Below are 22,071 nucleotides of genomic sequence, written 5' to 3' on the forward strand. Positions count from 1 at the left end.
AAATAGCTAAAATTGAAAAACCTAACTAAACCACTTGATTCGTTGGGCTTCTTTAAAAATATTTTTAAAAATCGATATTTTCTTTTATAATGTTCAAACCAATTTGTCCATCTGTACGTTTACATAGAACGAAGGGATAAAAATTCAGACACGATTACAAAAGGAGGGAATCAAAAAACGTGTAGGTGTCTTGAAGATTTATCATGCAAAAATTTTTTAACGAGGTGAAGAAATGTTAAAAAAAATGAAATTTAAAAGTGTATTGGTTGTAGCTTTGATGTTTGTTATTATTCTTCCGACTGCCATTTTTGCCTCAGTTACTGAAAAGAAAAGCCCTATGGCAGAGGAGAGCTTCGATGGCAACATCACTAACAATTCCCTCGCTATAAGTCCCGATGAGCAGATTGCGATTGTTTCAGATAGTCGCGAACAATCTATCCGTATCTATGACCTTGCTAAAGGTACTTTACGTAAGGAAATCGATGGCTTTGTCACACCGAGAAACATCGTATTCGTTAACAACGGCTCAGAGTTCGTCGTCTCGGACAGTACGCTCGGCACTTTGCGCTTCTACAACACAAAAAGTCTAACCTTAAAGGATGAAGTCGTGGTCGGTCCAGGTGCATTCGGCACCGCCGTCAGCCCTGATGGAAAGACGCTGTATGTGAACAATCAGGCACACAGTACTGTAACTGTCGTGGACCTTGAGAAACGTAAACCGACTGCGGTCATCACTGGTTTCGCCCAACCACGCCAAGGTATTACAGTCTCTCCGGACGGAAAATATGTGTTTGTAACAAACTTTAAAGGAGATAAGGTGTCCGTAGTTGATACAGCCACTAAGAACATCATACGTGAGATTACTGGTTTCTCTATGATTCGTGGAATCTCCGTGAGTGCCGATGGTCATACATTGTATGCCGCAAACAGCGGTCGTGACAGCATTTCCATGGTGGACATCTCTCTGGGACAAATCGTCAACGAGGTAAAAGTTGGACATGAGCCATACGGTGCAGCCTTGTCACCCGATGGTAAATTGCTTTTTGCAAGCAACAAGGCGGACAATACTATCGATGTAATCAACGTCTCTGATAACCATGTGATTAAGACAATCAATGGTTTCACAGAACCCCGTCAAGCAATTGTCTTTAGCCGGGATGGAGAACGCGCTTATGTCCTTAATCGTGATCTCTCCATTTCCCGTGTGAATGTAAAAGACTTATCCATCACCGATACGATCAGTGATAAGTCAAACAAATACAAGCTTCAGGTGTTGGAATCGGACGGAATCGGAAAATATTTAGCAGATGATCAAGGAATGACACTTTATTACTTCACAAAGGATGAACCAGGAATAAGTAATTGTAAAGGTAAATGTTCTGAAATTTGGCCTACATTCCATGCGGAAAATATAGTGGCTCCTAGTGGATTTAACAAAGGTGATTTTGGAACCATCACAAGAGAAGATGGACAGAAGCAAACAACGTATAAAGGCCATCCTCTTTATTACTATTTTAAAGATACGCAGGTCGGTGATATAAATGGGCAAGGCGTAAATAATGTCTGGTTTGTTTTGACTAAAAAGATTTTTGAGAAATAAACAATAGCTTCAAGTAACATAATCCATATATGCAAAAACCTCTTCGAAAACCAAAAAAGAAGGGGTTTTTGCTTTATTTTAACTTGATAGATTTTTGTCATTTAAGTGTTGGGACAACAAACTGAAGCATATTGAAGAAGTAAAACAAAAAGTTGCGGAGATGATTGGAAAATGAAAATAAATGAAATCGAATCAACTAAAAATATGGAGTACCTTCAAGAATTGAATCCAGAAAAAGATATTAGCGGACTATTTAAAAAAGGGAGACGAATTGGGATATATGGTTCATCATTCGACCCAATCACAAATGTTCATTTGTGGACCGCTTCTACTGTGGCACATCGTAAAAAACTAGATTATATTATCTTTTTACCTTCTACAAACAAGCGCATCGATAAGAAAATACAAATGACCGGTGATCACCGTGCTAAAATGATTAGTTTAGCCATACAAGATAACCCAAAGTTCATTCTGGACACTCATGAATTAAACGTATTACCAGGCAAACATTATACATACTATACAATGAAGCATTTTAGGACTATATTAAAAGAAGCCGAATTGTTCTTTATCATGGGTGCAGACCTTTTAGTAGATATCGCTGATGGAAAATGGAAGATGGCTGAAGAATTAATAAGTGAAAATAATTTTATCATTATGGCTCGCAATGGTATCGATATGCTCCAAACGATTAGTCGATCCGCTCTCCTTCGTAATTATGACGATGGTAGATTTCAATTAATCGATAAAGGATTAGCTATGGAAATTAGTTCTACATATATACGCGAAGAATTTTCTAAAGGCGGCGAACCGCGTTACCTTCTCCCGGATAGCTGCTACTATTACATCAAAGAAAAAGGTTTGTATCAATAATAGGGATTACATTTCATATAAAACGCTAAAAAGTGAAAGGGAAGATTTTAAAATGACAAGTTTACAACAAAAAATCATGTCGGACCTAAATGTTTCAGCAATAATTGATCCTACTCAAGAAATTCGTAAAAGAGTCGATTTTTTAAAGGAGTATGCACTTAAAACAAGAGCAAAAGGCTTCGTTTTAGGAATTAGCGGTGGTCAAGATTCAACATTAGCTGGAAGACTCGCTCAACTAGCAGTAGAAGAACTGAGAGCCGAAGGGCATAATGTAAAATTCGTAGCTATTCGCCTACCTTACGGAGTTCAAAAAGATGAAGCTGATGCACAAGCAGCATTACAATTCATTCAAGCAGATCAAGAACTTGCATTTGATATCAAAACTACAGTTGACGCTTTTGCAGAGCAATATAAAAAGGATGCAAAAGAGCAACTTACAGATTTCAATAAAGGAAATGTGAAAGCTCGAGTTCGAATGATTACGCAATATGCAGTAGGTGGTCAAAATGGCCTTCTTGTAATTGGTACAGACCACGCTGCAGAAGCTGTAACAGGTTTCTTTACTAAATACGGCGATGGTGGTGCGGACATTCTTCCGTTGGCTGGATTAACAAAAAGACAAGGAAGAGAACTATTGAAAGCTTTAGACGCTTCAGAAAGATTGTATTTAAAAGTTCCAACAGCTGATTTATTAGATAATAAACCACAACAAGCAGATGAAACCGAGCTAGGAGTTACTTATGATGAATTGGATGATTATTTAGAAGGTAAGAAAGTAGCAAAAGAAGTAGCAGAAGCGATTGAAAAACGATATTTAGCTACAGAACATAAACGACAACTTCCTGTAACTATATTTGATGGTTGGTGGAAGTGATAAAAAGCTGCGGTTATTCCCGCAGCTTTTCTTATTTATCCTGCATGAAAATAAAGATTAGATCTCTAATTTTTATTTTTGTATGCCGTCAATCATGAGTTTATTTTCTCAAATGAATTTATTGGATATATAATCATATCAATATAATAAATTAGTGATGTAAAATCGTTATTTTTATCATTTAAGTTAAGTAAAAATAACGACTTTAGCATCTTTCTTATAGTTGCTAAAGTCGTTATTTTATTGATTATCTTTTTATTAACGGTAGACAGAACATTTGTTCTTTCATATGATATAGAAGAAGATATACTCAATTTTCATATCTGTTGAAAGGGGATACTCTTAATGTGTAGAAAGAGCGAAAGGAAATCTAAATGCACGATGGAAAAGGCAGAAATGATTAAGTTATATTTAAAAGGTTCTAGCACATCAGACATCGCAAATTTAGCTAATGTTTCTTCTAGATACGTTCGCATGGTCCTAACAGATAACAATATTGAAAAGAGAGCGCGTGGAAGCTGGAAGCGTAAATATGATTTAAATGAAGATTATTTTAAAATTTGGTCTAACAACATGGCATATATTTTAGGTTTTTTCGTTGCTGACGGTGTAATAGCCAAAAACACTCACACAGTTAGTATTTCTCAAAAAGAAAAAGAAATTTTGGAAGATATGAAAAAAGAAATAAATTCTAACCATCCATTATATAAAAACAGAAATACCGGTGTATATATGTTGAATTTAAATAGCAAAATCATGAAAAATGATCTAATAGATTTGCACGGCATTACTCCTTGCAAATCATATGATGTACAATTTCCGTATGTTCCGGAAGAATACTTACATCATTTTATTAGAGGATATTTTGATGGAGATGGGTATGTGAATTATCAAAAATATACTGTAAGCTTTGTAGGTGGTTCTCACAGTTTTATGAAATCTCTACATCAAATCTTATGTGACCAAAACTTCCATCCAAATTTTATCGGTAAAGGAAAACACTATCGTGTAATTTTAAGCGGTAGAAGAACTATTAAACAGTTTTCTGAATGGATTTATAAAGATAAAGAATTATTTTTACTAAGAAAATACGAAGTGTTTCAACAAGAAACACTAAAATTAGAACTATTACAAGATAGAAAACTAAAAAGAACCAAAACTGCTGTTACTAAAAGAAAAAAGATTTTCTTATTGAATATCAACAACACAATTCGATTAGCAAATCCTGTGAAAGTATCGGAATCAAGAAAACAACATTTCAAAGTTGGATAAAAACCGATTTAGAATTTAAAAACCAATTTGAGCACCTGACCGAAATACTCAACAAAGTTCAATGATTGATACTAAACAACAAAAAAGATTAGCGCGTTTATAGAGCAATATAGCAAACGCACTAATCTTTTTTGTATTTCATTGTTCACTCTTAAACCTCAGAAGGGAAGACGAAATCAAAAATAAAACTTACTTAATTATAGTTAATTTATTTTTTACAGTTAACATAATATAAATTATAGGAAGTTGTAAAACGAGAGTGGTTTCATATCTCTAAATACAAGTAAACTATATATTTTGAGACGAAATAGAGATTTTTGAAACAATCTGTAGCATGTTCAAATAATCATTTGAAACTCCATATTTCAAATGAACCATTATGATTTCATTCAGTAAAATTCATCACAACACACAGCTGGAGAAATTTCATGCCAAATGATCAGAGTCATAATTTATATTTATATTGCACTTAAAAGTTTATTTTCTAGCTTAGTTTCAATTATACATTTAATATTGATATCTTATTTTCTAAATATATACAGAAATATGTTTTATATAAAAATGTATCATAATTCCAACTCTAACCTATTTTTCCTTTACTCAAATTTAATCGTTTTCAGTTAACATAATATATTTATAAAATAGAAAAATCCTCCCTTATTATTTTATTTTAGGAAGAATTTTAATAAATAACTTATATTCTATTAGATATAATTTTTTCTACAAAATCCGTATTTACTATCTTTTCTGTTTGACGAACTAAATGTAAAATGCCACTTTTTCGATTATGATAAATAACTTTACGTTCTTCATTTCGATATATTTGCACCAGTATTCCCAGTGTATCAACATCACCTTGTTGTACGTAATAACTTTGTAGCAAGACATCATTACAAATAATGTAAATCACATGAAGATTATTTGTCACGCTCTGTTTATTTCCAACAAGAAAATAGCATTACTCTACGTATGTATATAAGTCTTGATAAACTCCAACAAATGTGATGGTTTGCTTGCTAAGGATTTGATTCAATATACTGGCTGTCCTTAATAATGACAATTCTCCATGATTTTTATGATTACAATTCACAAAAAACGCCTCATAGTCGTCAAATACAATCTTTTCAGCAATTTGAAATATATTTCTTACTTTCTCGCAATGGTTGTATGCAGGAAAATGCTTTTTCATTTGCAATTAAAAACTTTTGTTTCGCTTGTGCTGCTGCATATTCTACTTTAAGTAATTCATATAAATCACGCTCTTCTACATAAAGAACTGTATCAAATTTTGATAAATAAGCTAAATATCACCCTTCTAAATCCTCTGTAAGACGCATTTCTTTTGCGATTACATCTGTGACTAAGATAGGAATATCTTTCGTATGTTCAAGAAATAACGTTGCTTTATGCTGATAAAAAGCTTTCTCATAAGAAGAAATAACTGACGTATCATATAAGAACACATGGCCTTTCTTTAAAATACTATCTATACTCTCTTCAATGTCTGTAATGAAGTGTATTTATTGTTGGATAAAACTTTTTAGTTCTGAAGATGTCACTCTGCTGCCTCTCCCCTCATGTTATGGAAATACCCAATAACTTCTTCAAGAACTTGTTGGTTAGCTTGTTGTGCTGCATAAGGTAAAGTATACTGATTCATTAACTTTTCTAGTTTTCCAAAGTTCACAACATTACTTCGTTCAATCATATAAGGATCTAACCCAAGAGCTTCAAATTCTTTATGATAATCAATTGTTTTATCAAAATATGTTTCCAATGTTTTTTCATCAATTAGGTATAATTTATAGAGACGAATAAGAGTTGCTTTGTACGGCGCCTGAAAACGGCTCATACAAAGAAGAATCTTTGTTAATGTAATTTCAAATTCATTTTCTGTATCCGTATAAAAAGCATTTAACTCATGTTCATCAATTAATAGAACCTATGCAAAATAATCAGCTTTTTGTTCAGATTGATTTTTATCAAGGCCTACATGAATAATATGTAATTGCTGCTTAAGCTATTGAAATGAAATAAGATGATACAGTTCATGAAGCAGACTAAAATTTTGATAAATTCGAGATTGATACGTATTCACATAGCAAATATACTTATCCGTATTTGTAGAACGAATAAAACCACCCAAAGACTGATCTTGAATTGGTGCTTCAATGAAAAAATGTTGTGTAGAAATATATTTTTTCGCACCTTCAATCATTGTCCAGCCTCTTGGGTGATAATGCTGTAAATACTTTTTCATTAAATTTTCTACTTCAGACTTTATCTTTTGATTTTCTTCTAAAATTTGCGGAAGATCTGCAAACGAAAGCTCAGGCATGTGAATCACCTCTATCATAAATTTCAAGTAAGTCACAAATTTTTGTTAACTGAGCTAACGATCATCCAATATTAACTTGGTTTACTTATTTTCATTTTTTGTGCTGATGGTGGACAAGTTAAATTGTGCTCGTAAATTTTTTTATTAATGATTTCAACCATTGCAGCAAACTCTTCCTTCTCCATGCATGTATGCAATTTTTCCTTTAACGCATCAATTTCTTTCGAAAGTTCAATCCACCTCGGTAATATATGATTATCTTTCATTGTCTTATATAGTTGTTTTTCTGGATTATAAGAGAGATTTTTATCAATTTGTAGCGGCTTTCCTTTTCCTACTAAATCATCAAATACGCCTTCTTTTTTGAGAACGTTTAATAATAGAACTAATATGATCTTCGTACGTATATGACCAAACTTTCTCATCTTTCACTAAAATTTCTTGTTTCTTTAATGCCTTATCTATTTCTTTTTCTCTATCTTTCATATGTTTTCTCCTCCCTTTTTATTATTTCATAGTTATTTTAAATTGTTGTAAGGATACTAATCCTTGAGAAAACTGTTTATGCCACCACAATTCATCGTGACCACCAGGGAATTCAACATATGTGCTTTGATATTCTTTTTCTTTAAGTACTTGTGATAACTTCCTATTTGCTTCTAACAATGGTTTATTTTCCAACTCCCCAGCACTCATATAAATTTGTAATGGTAATGTGCTGCTTCTTTTAAATTGATTTTCGATCCAAGGGTGTGATTCTGCGTAATCTTCGTTTTTCCAATGTGCAGAACCAGACATTGATAAAACGTTTCCAAAGAGATCTGGATATCGCAATGCTGTATAAAAAGCTGCTAAACCACCGAGACTGAATCCGCCAATTGTTGTATTATCCGGATTTGTATTAACATGATATCTTTGTTGGAGCCACGGAAGTAGCTCTTTTGTTAAAAACATATTCATTTCCTCGTAAAATGTGAGTTCTGTAAATCGATCTACATGATCAATGCCAATTAGAATACACAGTGGAATTTCCTTTGTATGTATAAGATGATCTAGTGTTGCAGCTGCTGATAACGTCTGCAGCATAGAACTGCCATCAAACATGATAAGAAGGTCATAAGGAGCTTGTTCAGGTGAGTAATTATGCGGAGTATATATCCAAAGTTGTCGTTCATTCTTTAATATAGAACTATGAAACTGATGTGTTTCTACTTTTCCTTTTGGAATATGAGTTTGTTGCTTAGTTTTATCAATTTGTGACGATAGGCCTAACTCGAAAACAGATATTAGTCCTGCTTTATGCCCAAATATTTTAGAATTCAATGGATCACGCTTATAATTTTCACTTCGTTTTACCCAATCTTGTTCAAAGTCATCATTAATTGAAAAATAATACGTCGAAGCAAGATTATCTTTTGTTCGAAATGTTTTAAACCATATGTTTGTATGTAAAAGCTTATTCATTTCATTGGCCGTCAAATCCCACTCAGGAAAACTGCCAAATACATATGCATTTTCGGTTTGTTCAATCACCTAACCAAATATATGTAACAAGATGTAACAGCAGCAGGATTCCCTTGATTTAATCGCTTCGCCAAATCATGCATAATTGGACTCATTAGTTTCTTCATTTTTTGCCTCCTTTCCTCTGTTCAACTCAATACTTATTTCAGTAATAAGTGGGTTGTTTCCTTGTTATTTACTATGGATATAGTGTATTTTTTGTGAACAAATTTTATATTTAAGACTAAATAGAATAAAGTATTCGACTATAAAAACTTTACAAACTAAAAAGGTGTTTTCTAGACGTGAAAACACCTTTTTTAACATAAATCCAGTTTCAAGAATTTAAAGTGTACTAACCCAACATGTTTCTATGTCATGCTCTTGAATTTTTTTCATAAGTGTTTGTACGGCAGCATCCGGCATGACTTTATATCTTTTTAAATTTTCTTCAGTAGGTATAATCCAATAAAAATCCAGATGAGATTCTCTAGATTTAGGAGGTGTTTCCGTGTTTAATTTATCACTGTTAACTTTAAAGACATGATTAATTTCATAATGTAGTGTGTCTCCATCTTTCCACTGATTTTCAATTACGCCAAGGAATTTTTCGATTGAACAAGCTGCACCTATTTCTTCTTCCCACTCTCGTATAAGTGCATTTTCGACTGACTCACCTAATTCAATATGTCCTCCTGGTAAAAAAGAATGATGCCCCTTAAAATGTGCTACCAAAAGCTTTCCGTCTTTTATAAGTACACCCCTGACAATATGGTGAAAGTGAGTTCTCATACTTTGGTCCTCCTTATTTACTCATCAGATATTAAATTCTAATGTAAGAAGTCAAATTCCTTTGCCGGTTGAATATAGATGACATCGTTAAAACTATTTGGTTTTTTTGTTGTAAAAATACGGTAAATGAAATTAGATTGAACGTAAATCGTTCAATCTAATTTCATTACGCTCTTATGCTTTTCATTAAAATCACCTAATCATGACCGCGATTTCAACTTTCTCCATCTAACAAAATATTAGTTTACTTAATCCATTGTTTTAGCTGCTCAAATTGATTCTGAGCATCGTTATAACCAAGTTCATATAAATGAACTAATCTTTCTTTATTCCGTTCCAATCCACTTGCAGGTAGCTGAACACTTGGTTGTATAACAAAGAAATTCTCTTTTTGTTTTTCTGAATAGAGATAAGATATAGTATTATTATAGATTTCAAAATGCTCAACAAGACGATTTGCCACATTAGGATAATGTCGATACAACCATTTCGCAATAGACGATAGCTTATTCCGTTGTTTTTCAAATCCTGCTGGTTTCGTCATAATAACCACATTTTTTTGAAATCCATCAGCCTGCGCTTTCTGAATCGGAATGGGGTCTGTAATCCCTCCATCTAGTAACTGTTTATCATCATATTCAACTGCCGGAGCAATAAATGGTACAGAGCTTGATGCACGAATAATTTTTAAAATATCATTTCCGTGTTCATGTTTATTGTAATACACAGCTTCTCCTGTCTCACAATCAGTTGTGCCAATAACAAACTGTTCTGCCCCGTTTTGGAATGTGTGAAAATCAAATGGAACAATTTTGTTAGGTACTTCATCAAATAAAAAATCCATGCCAAACAATTCACGTTTTCGTAAAAAATTTCGAAATGATATGTAACGTGGATCGCTTACAAGTTCTGTGTTTACTTTCTTATTTCTTCCTTTTTGACGAGATAAATACGTAGCAGCCATACAAGCCCCTGCTGAAACACCTATTACATAAGGAAAATACAGATCTTTTTCCATGAAAAATTCTAATACTCCTGCTGTATAAAGTCCTTTCATTCCTCCGCCTTCTAAAACTAATCCGATATTGTTCATATATTATCCCTCTATCATATTTCAAATTCGTAGTGTATAAAAAGTTCTTACACAAATATATTAGCATAAGATATTATGATGAAGTATTAAAATGTTTCATTGCAATCGAAAATGAATTCTTATATCGAAAAGTAAGAATCTGCTTTTCCGTTTCATGTTACAATAAAAGAAACTCATTCTATACATAAAGGAGGACTTCATAATGGGTTTATTTAGTGGCATTTTAGGAAATGCATCTGATGCAGATATAAGTAGCGTAGAACGTGATCTACAAGCGATTATGTTAGACGATGAGCAAGTAGAACACGCTTATAAGTTAATTCGTGATTTAATTGTATTTACAAATCGCCGAATGATTTTAGTAGACAAACAAGGTATGACTGGTAAAAAAACAGAATACCATTCTATTCCATATAAAAGTATTACACAATTTAGCATAGAAACAGCTGGTCACTTTGACTTGGAGGCTGAATTAAAAATTTGGATATCAGGTATGCACGATCCAATTACGAGAGAATTTAGAAAAGACGATAGTATTTACAGCATTCAAAAAGCACTTGTAGCCTACACAACAAAATAATAATATTGTATTTTTATACAAAAATAAAAGTGTATACCCCGTATATTTTGGAACAACATACATTAATTTTGATTAAAAATACAAAAAAAGACTATCTTTCAATAGAGATAGTCTTTTTGTATTCCGACATATTATCTATCACCTGTAACATGTTTTTTTGAAATTAGACTTTTATAATTTTTTTACTTCACTTTGAGTTAATTAGTGTATGAAAGTGGCCATTTTAAACTTCAATTATTATAGGAAGAATCATTGGCTTTCTTTTTGTATGTTCATATGTAAATTGTCCAAGTGCTTCTTTTATGTTTTTTTTAAGAACATTCCATTGGCTAATATTCGCTTTTTGTGAATTATTAACAGTTGTTACAACCAGTTGATTAATTTTCTTTAAAAAATCTTCTGAATCGCGCACATATACAAATCCACGAGAAATTGTGTCTGGACCAGAAATCATTTTCCTATCAGTTTTACTAAGAGTTATGACTATAACAAGCATACCATCCTCTGCAAGCTGTTTACGGTCACGTAAAATAATATTTCCAACATCACCAATACCCAATCCGTCTACATATACATTTCCTGCAGGTATTCGTCTAGTTTGATAAGCAACTTGGTAATTTATATCAACAACATCACCGTTATTCATTACAAAAATATTATCTTTTTCAACACCAACGGACTCTGCTAAAAGACGATGATGATGTAACATTCTGAATTCCCCATGAATCGGAATGAAATATTTTGGCTTCATTAAAGTGAGCATTAATTTTAATTCTTCTTGATAAGCATGTCCAGAAACGTGCATCCCTGTTGAACTTCCCGATCCATAAATTACATTAGCTCCTAATAAAAATAAGTTGTCTACAATACGCGAAACATTTCGTTCATTCCCTGGTATAGGAGTTGCAGCTAATATAACGGTATCTTCCGGCAGTATATCTACCTGTCTATAGTTTCCACTAGCTAAACGAGCTAACGCAGCCATAGGCTCACCTTGACTGCCAGTACAAAGAATCGCTACCTTTTCTGGTTCCATTTGATTGATTTCATGTGCTTCAATTAACATTCCCTCTGGAATATTTAAGTATCCTTGCTCCAATGCAACAGATACTACATTTACCATACTCCTTCCAAGCAAAGCGAGTTTTCGATTTGTTTTACACGCAGCATCTACCACTTGCTGTAAGCGATTCACATTAGAAGCAAAAGTGGAAAGAATAACTTTTCTACGCGCTTTCAGAAATGCTTCTTCAATATGTTCACCTACAAATCGTTCTGACGGAGTAAATCCAGAACGTTCCGCATTTGTGCTTTCAGAGAGTAAAGCTAAAACACCATTACTTCCGATTTTAGCCATTTTATGAATATCTGGATATTGATTATTTACAGGAGTCAAATCAAACTTGAAGTCACCTGTATGTACTACTGTGCCTTCTGGCGTATGAAAAGAAATGCCAAGACAGTCAGGAATGCTATGATTCGTTTTGAAAAAACTTAAACTTATTTGTCCAAATTCAATTAACGATTCAGAGTCAATAACAAATAGATCTGTTACATTTTGAAGTTTATGTTCTTTTAATTTAACGTCAATTAAACCCAACGTTAAACGTGTTGCATAAATTGGCACATTCAATTGTTTTAATATATATGGAATGCCTCCAATATGATCTTCATGTCCGTGTGTAACAACTAAAGCCCGAATCTTATCTTGATTTTCCTTTAAGTATGTGATATCAGGAATAATCAAATCAATTCCTAATAAACTTTCATCAGGAAACTTCGAACCACAATCAATTATCACAATGTCATTTGCATACTGTATAACATACATATTTTTCCCTATTTCATTTATGCCGCCTAAAGCAAAAATGGATAGTGTATTTTCTGCTGTGCTCAAAATGAATATCCTCCTTTTTAAAATCTGTATCCTGTAATTTGAAAAGCTTTATTAAAGTTCACTAGCTTTTAGTTTATATAATTTCCAACACATTCAAATTTATTATTTGTTACAAGATTACAATCCATCGTCATTAAGTTAAGACTATGTAAAAGCAATTTCCAAACACGCCGTTTAATCAAAAATTTCATGTCACAGAGGGCATTTAAAAGAGATTACTCATGGAGGCGCTGATTACGTTGGTATGGACGAAAAAAATCACCTCTTAAATATCTTGAACAAAAATTAAAACTACAAGGTGGCACTCTTGGTCCTATTCAAATTGCTACGAAAGCCGTTCGGAAATGTGGAACTGGACAAATAACGGGCGTGTATGGAGGAAACTACATTGCATTTCCTTTAGGGGCATTTTAGACAAGAAATATAAATATTAAAATAGGACAAGCTCCTGTCATTCATCTTATGCCGGAACTGTTTGAAAAAATAACGAATAATGAGTTTGATCCAAGAGAAATTATTACACATAAAATACCTCTTGAAGAAGCAAGTTATGGTTATCAAATTTTTAATAATCGTGAAGACAATTGCATAAAAGTCATTTTGAAGCCATTGTAGCTTTGTAATAAAGTTTGATACAAAGGACACAGCTAATCTTTATTAGATAGCAAACAAAAAAGAATCCATTTTGAAAAAAGATCGCTCAAAATGGATTCTACAGTTTTGATATAGATGTGATTTTTATAAAAAAGTTTAATCATTCTAGGATTGGACATTATATAATAGCAAAAATGAGTAGTAGATATTATCACTATCTAAAAAAATGTTTTATTGCTTCAAGTTGTATTTTATGATTACATTCGTCACAGCAATATTTCCCTTTCGGATTTTCCTTGAATTTCTTATATTTTTCAGTTCCTTCATATACCCGAAATACATTTTTACAACAAAAACAAATAACCTCATAAAATATCATGTACTTCCCCCTTCTCAGGGTGATACATTAGAACGTTAAAAATTATTTTTAAATATATTTTAACTATCCTATCAAGTTCCATTACTAAATGTCATAAAACATCCTTAAATTCCGCTCCAACCATTAAAGTTAAAATTTATTTCAAATAAACGTAACCACAGCAAGTGCAAAGCCGTCATATCCTTTGGAACCAACAGTTTGAATTGCAGTTGCACTCACGCGTGGCTCAGTAGCGAGCAACTCATAGAATTGTCGTATCCCTTTTACACTCTGATCATCACCTGAATTTTCTAGCACTGCACCATCACGTACAACATTATCTCCAATAATTAAAGTACCTGGACGAGAAAGTTTCAGTGCCCATGCTAAATAATACGGATTATTCCGTTTGTCAGCATCAATAAAGATGAAATCAAATGGCTCATGTTTTTCATCAACAAGCTGCTGTAGTGTATTTAGCGCTGGCCCAAGACGCACCTCCACTATATCACTCAAATTAGCAAACTTAATGTTAGAACGAGCCACTTCTGCATGCTTTGGGTCTGCTTCTAACGTAAGAAGACGACCATCTTTAGGTAATGCCCGCGCCAGCCAAATAGTACTATAACCACCTAACGTGCCAATTTCTAATATAGTGCGTGCTCCTTGAATTTGCGCAAGTAATTGCAGGAATTTCCCTTGATTCGGGGAGACATCGCGCGCGGGTAAGCCAGAATCTGCGTTAACTTGGAGTACCGTATCAAGTACAGGATCAGACGGAACTAGTAAATCTGTTATGTAGCGATCTACCTCAGTCCATTTATTAGATATCCCCATATAAACTGTCCCCCTTGCAGTTCAACTGCTTAATTTATTATCTATAGAACTGTTACCATCCTAATCGATCACGAAGAGAAGTAATATGTGCAATATGATGACGACCATGCCATACGTAAAGCCCAATCGTTACACCTAATTTATTAGATCCTGATTCAGGATGATTAAACGTTTTTTCAAAATCATTATGTTTCATAGATCGTAGTAAAGAAACCCATCTCGTATGTAATGATTCTAAAAGTAATAGAGATACGTCTATTGGTAATGTAGAATCAGGAAGCTCTGCCCATTTTTCTTCCATATACGGTTTAATCGTTGGATTATTTTCCGTCAGTGCCAATTTAAACCGAATATAACTATTCATATGACTATCTGCAATATGATGAACGACTTGGCGCACTGTCCATCCACCAGGACGATACGGCGTATCAAGCTGATTTTTATCTAAGTCTTTTACTGCTTGTGTTAATTCAATAGGAAGATTTTCAATTTGTTCTATCCAATTCTCTATTGTATCTTGTGTAATGTTCTCTTCATAAGTGAAATGACCGATTGGATAACGTAAGTCCATAGTTGTATTGCTCCCCTTCTTTGTTTTAATTAGAATGTCTCCAAATATAATGGATAAAATCAATTTTTTGGCCGTGTAACTCTGCTGTATTTTCATCAATTGAGATGCGTGAAAAAAGGTTCTTTTCTAATACTTTTTGAGAAGCAAAATTATTATTTGTTGTTTTCGCATGAATTTTAGTAACATGATAGTTTGTTGCTTCATCTAAGAGGAGTTTTACAGCTTTAGTTGCAATACCTCTTCCAACATATTTTTCTCCTAATCGATAGCCAAGATACCCGAATTCTTTATCTTTCTCAATATCTACTAAATTGATTCTCCCGACAATTGTTCCTGCCTGATTTCTTATGAGGTGAAAATATGAAATACCTTCAAGTTGTTCTTTTAATAATTCATAAAATATCTTTTGAAACGTTTCATATGGATAGTAATCTTCACCACGACTAGGCAACATCTTTTCGAAAAAAGATCGGTTACTACATTCAAAAGCAAACAATTCTTCTGCATCTTGTTCCTTTAACTTTTCTATGTAGACTTCCATTCGATAACCATTCCTTTTCAACATCAATCAACTATATACATTTGCTATTTCGTCACAAAATCCTGCTGAAAAAGGCTACTTTCCTCGACTCGTAAATATAGCAAATAGTACTTTTGGATGAAAAAGATGTATGGGACTACGAATTAAGTTCATAACGTTAACCAATCGAATATAAATTTCCGGATTAAAAGCAGAAAGACGATATACCTTTTTGGTGTACCACTGTTTAAATGGTTGCATAAGAGGTCTGTCCCCTTTAATGTTCGAAACGCGAAATGCTTCTGTTGTAGTCATTTCCCACGGCGTTGCTATCAACTCCGAAATACTCTTATGAAATTTGTAGGTGAAATCTTTTTCGAGATGTTTATTTTCCCGGAGACATCTTTCCAACTCTAAAGCTTCCATTGCAGCGACTGAAATCCCTTGTCCAAAAACGGGATCAAAACGGCAATGAGCATCTCCAATTACTAAAAAACCTTCCGGAACATGTCTTATTAAGTCAAAGCGGCGACGCACTTGATAAGGAATTTTATGTATTCTTATATCCGAAAGAGGCTCTGCTATTTCAAGAAAACTTCGCACATCAGGGACCGGTAATTTCTGAGCATAAGCAAAAAATTCTTCATCAGTTTGCGGAGCACGCTCATTTGCGTAGCCGCTAAAAGTTACATAAAAACGATCGTCTTCAATTGTTTGAATAAGAGCACCATAAGGGTTTTCAGGAAAACTAGGAGAAACAAGAAGATTACACCAATCTAGCCGTTCTTTTGTTTTTAAACGAAATACTCTAGTAGCATAAAATAGTTGAATCCATACTTTTTCCTCTTTAACCTGTATACCATGTGTTTGTAACCACTCTACACTCTTTGACCCAAACCCGCTTGCATCCACAACTACATTTGCATGAATTTCTTCTTCTGTACCTGTTTCAAGATTTTTCACTCGTACTCCATATACTTTATTATGCTCTTCATCTATCAAAATTTGTTCAACCATCATTCTATATCTAGTTACAATATTAGCTACTTGATCAATTCGTCTTTTTAAATGCCACTCAAACATAGGACGGCTTTGTTGAACCATGGTTAAATCTCCTGTAAATTGTGGTTTCCAACAACCAAAATGATGCCACTTCACATCTTGTGTAAAATTACTTACAATACTTTGATCCTCAATTAATTGCGAAATAATTTGAGGAAATAATTCCTCAATTGCTTCTTCTCCGCCTTTTAATAAAACATGTGGATGATAACTTTGCGGCACTCTCTTTCTAGGAGTCTTTTCCGTCCATTCTTCACCTATTTCTAAAATTATTACTTTCTGAAAAGAATGAGATAAAGCCTTTGCAGCAAGTTTCCCAGCAATGCTGCCTCCAATTACAATCGCATTCTCCAATATGTTGCCCCCTATCTACCTTTTCACTATTTCTCTATCAATTTTACTACTTTAAAACCTCTCAATGGGACATAACGGATTTAAAAATCCTGTATCATAATATTAATACAGGATTTTAATTTCTAGTGATATTTCATTCATCTTTACTTTTCATAACAAGAATCGCATGCGCAAATAATCCACAAGCAATCCCAATAAAAATTCCGATGTTAGGCTTTTCTAATAACATTCCACCTGCTAAACCTAACATAAAGAATCCCCCATAAAATAACCTTACCATTTCCTCATATTTTTTCATGTTCCTCCTCCCTTAAAATACACCAGTAAATTGTAAGGTAAGAATGAGAAGTCCAAGAGCCCATACATAATACGCAAATGTTTTTAAAGAATGATGTTTTAAATATTGAATCATCCATGAGACGGCAATATATCCAAAGAATGCTGCAGATAGTGTACCAACAATAAGTGACGTGTTAGAGATTGCTTCTGCTTTACCTTGAAAAACATCGACTAACTGTAAAATAATTGCCCCAACAATTGCAGGTGTTGATAACAAAAATGAGAAATAGGCTGCTGTTTCACGATCTAATTTTCTCCAAAGTGCTGCGACGATTGTCATGCCTGAACGAGATATCGCTGGAAAAATAGCAAATGCTTGAAACGAACCAATAATAAATGCGTCTTTATATGTTATATTGTCCATCTTCTTCCGTCCGCTTTTTTGTTTCTCTGCCATATATAAGAATAAACCTGTCACTAAAAATTCCCATCCAATCGTTATACCTGTTTTTGAAATCTCTTCAAAGAAATCTTTAAATAGTAAACCAATTACAACCGCAGGAATTGTTCCAATAATCAATAAGTACGTTAATTTTGAGAATGGATTTTTTATTAAATAGAGAAATTCTTTTTTATAGTAAATAAAAACTGCTACTAACGTCCCTATGTGAAGCATCGTATCTAAAAAGAGCCCTGCCTCATCTAAGCCAAAAAGGTGCCTTCCTAAATACAAATGACCGGTACTGCTAATTGGTAAAAACTCTGTTAAACCTTGAATAATTCCTAGGATAAAGGCTTCTAACCAATTCATGATTGTCTCCTTTCAAGTTTGCTTGTACCAGTATATGTTTGTACTTTTTTAGTTATGTAAAGTTACTCGTTTTTAATAGATTCTTATACCAAATGAAAATAATGTGATTTAGAAAGCAAAGTGATAACAATTGACAATGAAGAACCCATAAAGATAATATAAATGCATAGATAAGAATATATGTTCGTTTTGTAAAAATGAACAATTCTTTGTATTTAATAAAAGGAGTGAATAGAAAATGGAAATCTCAAATCAAAAAATTACTACCTTCTTAATGTTCCCTGGAACAGCCGAGGAGGCAATGAAACATTACACTTCTATATTTGATCAATCAGAAATAATAAGTATTTCTCGTTATGGAGCGAACGAAGCTGCTGAAGAGGGAAAAATACTACATGCTACATTTTCATTAAAAGGACAACTATTTATGTGTATTGATAATAGCAATAAAGATGTACATCAATTTACTCCTGCTATGTCATTGTATGTCTCTTGTGATACAGAAGAAGAAATTGATCGAGTTTTTAATAAGTTATCTCAGGATGGTGCGGTATTAATGCCGTTAACTGATTATCCTTGGAGTGCAAAATTTGGTTGGGTCCAAGATAAGTATGGTGTTTCTTGGCAATTGAATCTTGCAAAAATGTAGTTGTGAAATAACATTCATTCAAAACTACTTCTAAAACACTCAAATTAAGCCAAAACAAAAGAATCCATTTTGAAAAAAGATTAATCAAAATGGATTCTTTTATTAGAAATCTAAATTTAGTTTTTATAAAAGGCTCTGTTAAAGAACAGTGTTGATGATATACCATGAATTAAGGGAACTCATTAAAAAGTCCCCTTAATCCGCATTTTTAGAATATTATGTATTATTTCCGAATCGTCTGCCACCATTTAGGAAGCACCGCACGCATTGAATAGAACTCCGTCTTTAGTAACCCTGATTTAACAGCAGGGTCGTCTTTGATAAGAGCATGAACTTGGTCTTCTTCCTCTACTTCAATAATTCCCAGCCCATACCCGCCTTTGGGGTCAAAAACGGGTCCGAACACAATGGCGATTCCCTTTTCAGCCTTGTCTGCCCAATAAGCAATGTGCTGTTGCATGACCGTTCTTTCTTCTGCTGTCATATCCTGTTGAAAAGTTGCTCTTGTCGAAAATGACTTTAAAACATAATGCTTTTTATCTTCCATAGTATTACTCCTTATAAAAATAAATATTTACATACTTATTTTACATATCTTTTTACATTTACATAATTACAATTGTTCATTTATTTGATTATACATAGATTGCTTCTCTAACTCTAAAATCCTTTAACTTTGTATCAAATAGTATTATTATACCTAACTTTGCAGGTAAGTTTCTCACGTTTTCTATAAAAATTTGCCGAATTACAAATTATTCATCAAACCTTGGCTGTGCAAAGCTCATTCTACACATTGACCAATTAAATGTTGTTTTTTGAATTTCATCACAAATATCCCACAAATTATTTACTAAACGTAATTCAACATTACGTTTAAACAGTTCTTGAAATAAATCAACAAATTCCAATTTGGCAATTGGAATTTGTGTTGTTTCACTTATATAATAGCCAGCATTCTCGTCTTGAAGTGTGAATTGCTTTGTATCAAATTCATACAAGTATAATTTCGTATTTTTCATCGTTTCAAACCATTTGTTTTCAATAACTACTACATGTGAACATGATTTTGATGATATATATGTTTGCTTGTCGATTTCAGATGTATTTGGTCCAATATGATAGCAAACACGTGGACAATTTCTGGGCGTCAAAAAGTTAGGTAAGCATTTATCATCTATTGCCCATACAAGCCCTTTCGTTGGATCTAAGTCCGTTCGAGTAGGGATTCGGGGCTGAAATACTTGAATGTGGCTCTCTTCACTTACATGGAATATCCGCACACGCTTCTCTCCTTAAAATGCTTTTTATTCAAATCTTCACCTTAGATTAGCTTACTCAGCAACATCTTTTCTCTATACTGAACATTTTTATTAATCTTTGTTTTATTATCAAGACCTAAGTCGTAAAAAGGCATATAAAATATAAGTACTACTAAGAGGCCCCAACTAAAATGACCTCGGCGCAATACCGAGGTCATTTTTCACAGAACTTTTTATTTAAAAAATACTTTATCTACATTATATTTCGCTTGAAGTTCATTAATAATATATGTTTCGTAAATTTCTCTTTCCATTGGATCTTCTACGATACATGCATCAATTCGATATACTTCGTCTCTATGTGCTTTGATTGGTGAAACAGTATCTTCAAAATGCTTTTTAATTCTTTGTCTTAATTTACGTGCTTTTCCAACGAATAAGAGCTCGTCATTAATATTATAAAACATAAAAATGCCGCCCTTATCTCTCGGAATTAAATGAAAATCAATAAACCCGCTAATCGGAGTTATTCTTGGTTCATCACCTTTTATTACTTGCTTACGCTCTGTAATCGTAACGTCTGGAGTTGGTATCTCAATTTTAATCACTATAAGTCACGTCCTTTTTTGTTATAAAGGAAAATAGTATCACAATTATGTAAAAAAACCATTATAATGTTATCCCATGTATATATTATATATGTGGGCTGAACAAAGGGCTCTCTCTTTTCAATGAAAACTCACGAATTATTTGATGAATAGAATCTCAGGTCTCAGAAACGTTCACATAACGTTTTTGCTTTGCTTCACCTCCTCTACTTTGCGTTTGCAAGCTAACAAGTAGCTGTTATTAAAAATAATATAAGTATGTAATGATACCTCTTAAAGTAAAAAAAGATGCTATCTAGCATCTTTTTTTACTTTAACTAACTATTTAGTTATATTTTTAGCTAAATTACTTTTATTTTTTCCATATAACATATAAATAACTGTAGCTTTGAAATAAAGTTTGAGCAAAAATCCCTCGCAAACCCTTATTTTACGATAAATAAGAAGAATCCATTTTGAAAAAAGATTAATCAAAATGGATTCTTCCTTATCAGATTTATGTTTGGATTTTTATAAAAAAGTCTGATTATTTTCTACCTATGTTATTCAAGAATCACGCCTTATTGTTGAAGAAGTGACAATTACTATTGAGTATTTCCTAATGATATTTATTGTATTTTATCATTTGAATGTGCAATATTATTAATTCCCATTCAAATGATAGATTAGTTGCACAACGCCAGAGGAGAACGTTCTTGTATTAACCATTTTTAAATTCAACCTCTGCTTTATATCAATAAACAACGGTTTTCCTTCTCCCAAAACAACAGGGTGAACAGATAATCTAAATTCATCAACAAGCCCTAAATTGATAAAAGTTGTAATAAGACTTGCTCCACCATATAACCAGATGTCTTTACCAGGCTTATTCTTTAATTTATTTACTTCTTCAAGAATATTATCATTTATGAATATTGCTTTATTATCAGTTCCTTTTTGTGTTCTGGAAAACACATATTTTTCTTTACTATGAACTAATTCCCAAATTTCTTTTTCAGTATCTTCAATTTCTGGAGTAAATTGTCCCCATAAATCGTAGCTTTTTCTTCCATATAAAATAGTATCAATTTGATTTAAGAAATTAATAAACCCCATCTCAGAGTCCATGATGCACCAATCAACTTCCCCATTTTTCCCTTCAATAAAACCATCTAAAGTAACTGCTAAATCTAAAATTATTCTTCTTGCTCTTACGTTATTGGACATAATTCTTCCTCCCTTTAATCATTTAGATATTGTTTCTCCCGCCTAGTTTTTTATATTTTCATTATTTACAGCATTTACTTCTGAATAAAGTTACTGATGTTATTAAACAAACCTGCTCTTTAACGGAACAATTTATTG

Annotated in this window: 24 protein-coding genes and 4 pseudogenes; 8 read left to right on the plus strand and 20 right to left on the minus strand. The window is 33.0% G+C overall.

All coding sequences use genetic code 11. The features are described 5' to 3' along the window. Nucleotides 1-232 precede the first annotated feature (232 nt). The 5 genes and pseudogenes from ACEWFJ_RS13380 (at nt 233) to ACEWFJ_RS13400 (ending at nt 5,891) form a co-directional block, all read left to right on the plus strand. Nucleotides 233-1,600, plus strand: a complete 1,368-nt coding sequence (locus tag ACEWFJ_RS13380) for a beta-propeller fold lactonase family protein (RefSeq protein ID WP_473688880.1) — start codon at nt 233-235, stop codon at nt 1,598-1,600. Nucleotides 1,601-1,771: 171 nt separating this feature from the next. Continuing rightward, nucleotides 1,772-2,473, plus strand: coding sequence for a nicotinate (nicotinamide) nucleotide adenylyltransferase (gene nadD, locus ACEWFJ_RS13385; RefSeq protein ID WP_473688881.1), 702 nt, complete (start codon nt 1,772-1,774; stop codon nt 2,471-2,473). A gap of 52 nt (nt 2,474-2,525) precedes the next feature. Then, entirely contained in the window at nt 2,526-3,347 is an 822-nt protein-coding gene (nadE, locus tag ACEWFJ_RS13390) for an ammonia-dependent NAD(+) synthetase (RefSeq protein ID WP_473688882.1), read from the plus strand. 345 nt (nt 3,348-3,692) lie between these two features. Continuing rightward, nucleotides 3,693-4,684, plus strand: a pseudogene (locus ACEWFJ_RS13395) (LAGLIDADG family homing endonuclease). Nucleotides 4,685-5,672: 988 nt separating this feature from the next. Continuing rightward, complete coding sequence (locus tag ACEWFJ_RS13400; protein ID WP_473688883.1) at nt 5,673-5,891, plus strand: hypothetical protein; 219 nt, start codon at nt 5,673-5,675, stop codon at nt 5,889-5,891. Between the two features lie 35 nt (nt 5,892-5,926). Here ACEWFJ_RS13400 and ACEWFJ_RS13405 read toward each other — a convergent pair whose 3' ends face one another. From ACEWFJ_RS13405 to ACEWFJ_RS13435, 7 genes and pseudogenes are all read right to left on the minus strand, one after another. After that, nucleotides 5,927-6,082 (minus strand): hypothetical protein, encoded by a 156-nt coding sequence (locus tag ACEWFJ_RS13405; RefSeq protein ID WP_473688884.1) that lies wholly within the window; start codon nt 6,080-6,082, stop codon nt 5,927-5,929. A 92-nt stretch (nt 6,083-6,174) separates the two neighbouring features. After that, the gene (locus tag ACEWFJ_RS13410; protein ID WP_473688885.1) at nt 6,175-6,471 is read right to left on the minus strand and encodes a hypothetical protein; all 297 of its coding nucleotides are present in this window, start codon (nt 6,469-6,471) and stop codon (nt 6,175-6,177) included. 168 nt (nt 6,472-6,639) lie between these two features. After that, nucleotides 6,640-6,957, minus strand: a complete 318-nt coding sequence (locus ACEWFJ_RS13415; RefSeq protein ID WP_473688886.1) for a hypothetical protein — start codon at nt 6,955-6,957, stop codon at nt 6,640-6,642. Nucleotides 6,958-7,028: 71 nt separating this feature from the next. Then, nucleotides 7,029-7,443: pseudogene (locus tag ACEWFJ_RS13420) on the minus strand (DnaJ family domain-containing protein). Nucleotides 7,444-7,464: 21 nt separating this feature from the next. Beyond that, nucleotides 7,465-8,421, minus strand: a complete 957-nt coding sequence (locus tag ACEWFJ_RS13425) for an alpha/beta hydrolase (RefSeq protein ID WP_473688887.1) — start codon at nt 8,419-8,421, stop codon at nt 7,465-7,467. Between the two features lie 384 nt (nt 8,422-8,805). Continuing rightward, nucleotides 8,806-9,252, minus strand: a complete 447-nt coding sequence (locus tag ACEWFJ_RS13430) for an NUDIX domain-containing protein (RefSeq protein ID WP_473688888.1) — start codon at nt 9,250-9,252, stop codon at nt 8,806-8,808. A 244-nt stretch (nt 9,253-9,496) separates the two neighbouring features. Next, nucleotides 9,497-10,345, minus strand: a complete 849-nt coding sequence (locus ACEWFJ_RS13435; protein ID WP_473688889.1) for a patatin-like phospholipase family protein — start codon at nt 10,343-10,345, stop codon at nt 9,497-9,499. A 202-nt stretch (nt 10,346-10,547) separates the two neighbouring features. On the opposite strand from ACEWFJ_RS13435, the gene ACEWFJ_RS13440 reads away from it, so the two are divergent. Next, nucleotides 10,548-10,925: a PH domain-containing protein gene (locus ACEWFJ_RS13440; RefSeq protein WP_098310248.1), complete on the plus strand. Its 378-nt coding sequence runs from the start codon at nt 10,548-10,550 to the stop codon at nt 10,923-10,925. Nucleotides 10,926-11,148: 223 nt separating this feature from the next. On the opposite strand, the gene ACEWFJ_RS13445 is transcribed toward ACEWFJ_RS13440, so the two are convergent. Further along, the gene (locus ACEWFJ_RS13445; RefSeq protein ID WP_473688890.1) at nt 11,149-12,822 is read right to left on the minus strand and encodes a ribonuclease J; all 1,674 of its coding nucleotides are present in this window, start codon (nt 12,820-12,822) and stop codon (nt 11,149-11,151) included. A gap of 202 nt (nt 12,823-13,024) precedes the next feature. Between ACEWFJ_RS13445 and ACEWFJ_RS13450 the strand changes: the two are divergent. Next, nucleotides 13,025-13,437, plus strand: a pseudogene (locus tag ACEWFJ_RS13450) (MDR/zinc-dependent alcohol dehydrogenase-like family protein); the annotation flags it as partial. A 193-nt stretch (nt 13,438-13,630) separates the two neighbouring features. On the opposite strand, the gene ACEWFJ_RS13455 reads toward ACEWFJ_RS13450, so the two are convergent. The 7 genes from ACEWFJ_RS13455 to ACEWFJ_RS13485 all read right to left on the minus strand — a co-directional run bounded on the left by ACEWFJ_RS13455 (nt 13,631) and on the right by ACEWFJ_RS13485 (nt 18,208). Then, nucleotides 13,631-13,795, minus strand: a complete 165-nt coding sequence (locus ACEWFJ_RS13455; RefSeq protein ID WP_440603489.1) for a DUF2197 domain-containing protein — start codon at nt 13,793-13,795, stop codon at nt 13,631-13,633. A gap of 141 nt (nt 13,796-13,936) precedes the next feature. Further along, on the minus strand, nt 13,937-14,611 hold the full coding sequence (locus tag ACEWFJ_RS13460; protein ID WP_473688891.1) for an O-methyltransferase: 675 nt from the start codon (nt 14,609-14,611) through the stop codon (nt 13,937-13,939). A 52-nt stretch (nt 14,612-14,663) separates the two neighbouring features. Continuing rightward, the gene (locus ACEWFJ_RS13465; RefSeq protein WP_473688892.1) at nt 14,664-15,182 is read right to left on the minus strand and encodes a YfiT family bacillithiol transferase; all 519 of its coding nucleotides are present in this window, start codon (nt 15,180-15,182) and stop codon (nt 14,664-14,666) included. A 25-nt stretch (nt 15,183-15,207) separates the two neighbouring features. After that, on the minus strand, nt 15,208-15,723 hold the full coding sequence (locus ACEWFJ_RS13470; RefSeq protein WP_473688893.1) for a GNAT family N-acetyltransferase: 516 nt from the start codon (nt 15,721-15,723) through the stop codon (nt 15,208-15,210). A gap of 75 nt (nt 15,724-15,798) precedes the next feature. Then, nucleotides 15,799-17,121: an NAD(P)/FAD-dependent oxidoreductase gene (locus ACEWFJ_RS13475; RefSeq protein ID WP_473692487.1), complete on the minus strand. Its 1,323-nt coding sequence runs from the start codon at nt 17,119-17,121 to the stop codon at nt 15,799-15,801. 130 nt (nt 17,122-17,251) lie between these two features. Then, a complete protein-coding gene (locus ACEWFJ_RS13480; RefSeq protein WP_176524732.1) occupies nt 17,252-17,416 on the minus strand; it encodes a hypothetical protein in 165 nt (54 codons plus the stop codon). 12 nt (nt 17,417-17,428) lie between these two features. Continuing rightward, nucleotides 17,429-18,208 (minus strand): undecaprenyl-diphosphate phosphatase, encoded by a 780-nt coding sequence (locus tag ACEWFJ_RS13485; protein WP_473688894.1) that lies wholly within the window; start codon nt 18,206-18,208, stop codon nt 17,429-17,431. A gap of 238 nt (nt 18,209-18,446) precedes the next feature. On the opposite strand from ACEWFJ_RS13485, the gene ACEWFJ_RS13490 reads away from it, so the two are divergent. Then, complete coding sequence (locus ACEWFJ_RS13490; RefSeq protein WP_473688895.1) at nt 18,447-18,857, plus strand: VOC family protein; 411 nt, start codon at nt 18,447-18,449, stop codon at nt 18,855-18,857. A 223-nt stretch (nt 18,858-19,080) separates the two neighbouring features. Here ACEWFJ_RS13490 and ACEWFJ_RS13495 read toward each other — a convergent pair whose 3' ends face one another. From ACEWFJ_RS13495 to ACEWFJ_RS13515, 5 genes and pseudogenes are all read right to left on the minus strand, one after another. After that, on the minus strand, nt 19,081-19,404 hold the full coding sequence (locus tag ACEWFJ_RS13495) for a YciI family protein (RefSeq protein WP_473688896.1): 324 nt from the start codon (nt 19,402-19,404) through the stop codon (nt 19,081-19,083). Between the two features lie 208 nt (nt 19,405-19,612). Beyond that, nucleotides 19,613-20,140 (minus strand): DUF6886 family protein, encoded by a 528-nt coding sequence (locus tag ACEWFJ_RS13500; protein WP_473688897.1) that lies wholly within the window; start codon nt 20,138-20,140, stop codon nt 19,613-19,615. Nucleotides 20,141-20,352: 212 nt separating this feature from the next. Next, nucleotides 20,353-20,727, minus strand: a complete 375-nt coding sequence (locus tag ACEWFJ_RS13505) for a nucleotide excision repair endonuclease (RefSeq protein ID WP_473688898.1) — start codon at nt 20,725-20,727, stop codon at nt 20,353-20,355. 88 nt (nt 20,728-20,815) lie between these two features. After that, nucleotides 20,816-20,959 (minus strand): annotated as a pseudogene (locus ACEWFJ_RS13510) (Ger(x)C family spore germination protein); the annotation flags it as partial. Nucleotides 20,960-21,369: 410 nt separating this feature from the next. Then, entirely contained in the window at nt 21,370-21,933 is a 564-nt protein-coding gene (locus ACEWFJ_RS13515; protein WP_473688899.1) for a dihydrofolate reductase family protein, read from the minus strand. Nucleotides 21,934-22,071: the final 138 nt, after the last annotated feature.

The organism is Bacillus sp. EA-CB0995 (assembly GCF_055814245.1).

Coding starts and splice junctions, on each gene's coding strand:
- ACEWFJ_RS13480 (WP_176524732.1), bottom strand. CDS start 17,416: ATGAAAAAATATGAGGAAATGGTAAGGTTATTTTATGGGGGATTCTTT.
- nadE (WP_473688882.1), top strand. CDS start 2,526: ATGACAAGTTTACAACAAAAAATCATGTCGGACCTAAATGTTTCAGCA.
- ACEWFJ_RS13440 (WP_098310248.1), top strand. CDS start 10,548: ATGGGTTTATTTAGTGGCATTTTAGGAAATGCATCTGATGCAGATATA.
- ACEWFJ_RS13470 (WP_473688893.1), bottom strand. CDS start 15,723: ATGGAAGTCTACATAGAAAAGTTAAAGGAACAAGATGCAGAAGAATTG.
- ACEWFJ_RS13415 (WP_473688886.1), bottom strand. CDS start 6,957: ATGCCTGAGCTTTCGTTTGCAGATCTTCCGCAAATTTTAGAAGAAAAT.
- ACEWFJ_RS13380 (WP_473688880.1), top strand. CDS start 233: ATGTTAAAAAAAATGAAATTTAAAAGTGTATTGGTTGTAGCTTTGATG.
- ACEWFJ_RS13485 (WP_473688894.1), bottom strand. CDS start 18,208: ATGAATTGGTTAGAAGCCTTTATCCTAGGAATTATTCAAGGTTTAACA.
- ACEWFJ_RS13455 (WP_440603489.1), bottom strand. CDS start 13,795: ATGATATTTTATGAGGTTATTTGTTTTTGTTGTAAAAATGTATTTCGG.
- ACEWFJ_RS13425 (WP_473688887.1), bottom strand. CDS start 8,421: ATGAATAAGCTTTTACATACAAACATATGGTTTAAAACATTTCGAACA.
- ACEWFJ_RS13400 (WP_473688883.1), top strand. CDS start 5,673: ATGACAATTCTCCATGATTTTTATGATTACAATTCACAAAAAACGCCT.
- ACEWFJ_RS13430 (WP_473688888.1), bottom strand. CDS start 9,252: ATGAGAACTCACTTTCACCATATTGTCAGGGGTGTACTTATAAAAGAC.
- ACEWFJ_RS13495 (WP_473688896.1), bottom strand. CDS start 19,404: ATGGAAGATAAAAAGCATTATGTTTTAAAGTCATTTTCGACAAGAGCA.
- ACEWFJ_RS13460 (WP_473688891.1), bottom strand. CDS start 14,611: ATGGGGATATCTAATAAATGGACTGAGGTAGATCGCTACATAACAGAT.
- ACEWFJ_RS13410 (WP_473688885.1), bottom strand. CDS start 6,471: ATGAGCCGTTTTCAGGCGCCGTACAAAGCAACTCTTATTCGTCTCTAT.
- nadD (WP_473688881.1), top strand. CDS start 1,772: ATGAAAATAAATGAAATCGAATCAACTAAAAATATGGAGTACCTTCAA.
- ACEWFJ_RS13435 (WP_473688889.1), bottom strand. CDS start 10,345: ATGAACAATATCGGATTAGTTTTAGAAGGCGGAGGAATGAAAGGACTT.
- ACEWFJ_RS13490 (WP_473688895.1), top strand. CDS start 18,447: ATGGAAATCTCAAATCAAAAAATTACTACCTTCTTAATGTTCCCTGGA.
- ACEWFJ_RS13465 (WP_473688892.1), bottom strand. CDS start 15,182: ATGGACTTACGTTATCCAATCGGTCATTTCACTTATGAAGAGAACATT.
- ACEWFJ_RS13515 (WP_473688899.1), bottom strand. CDS start 21,933: ATGTCCAATAACGTAAGAGCAAGAAGAATAATTTTAGATTTAGCAGTT.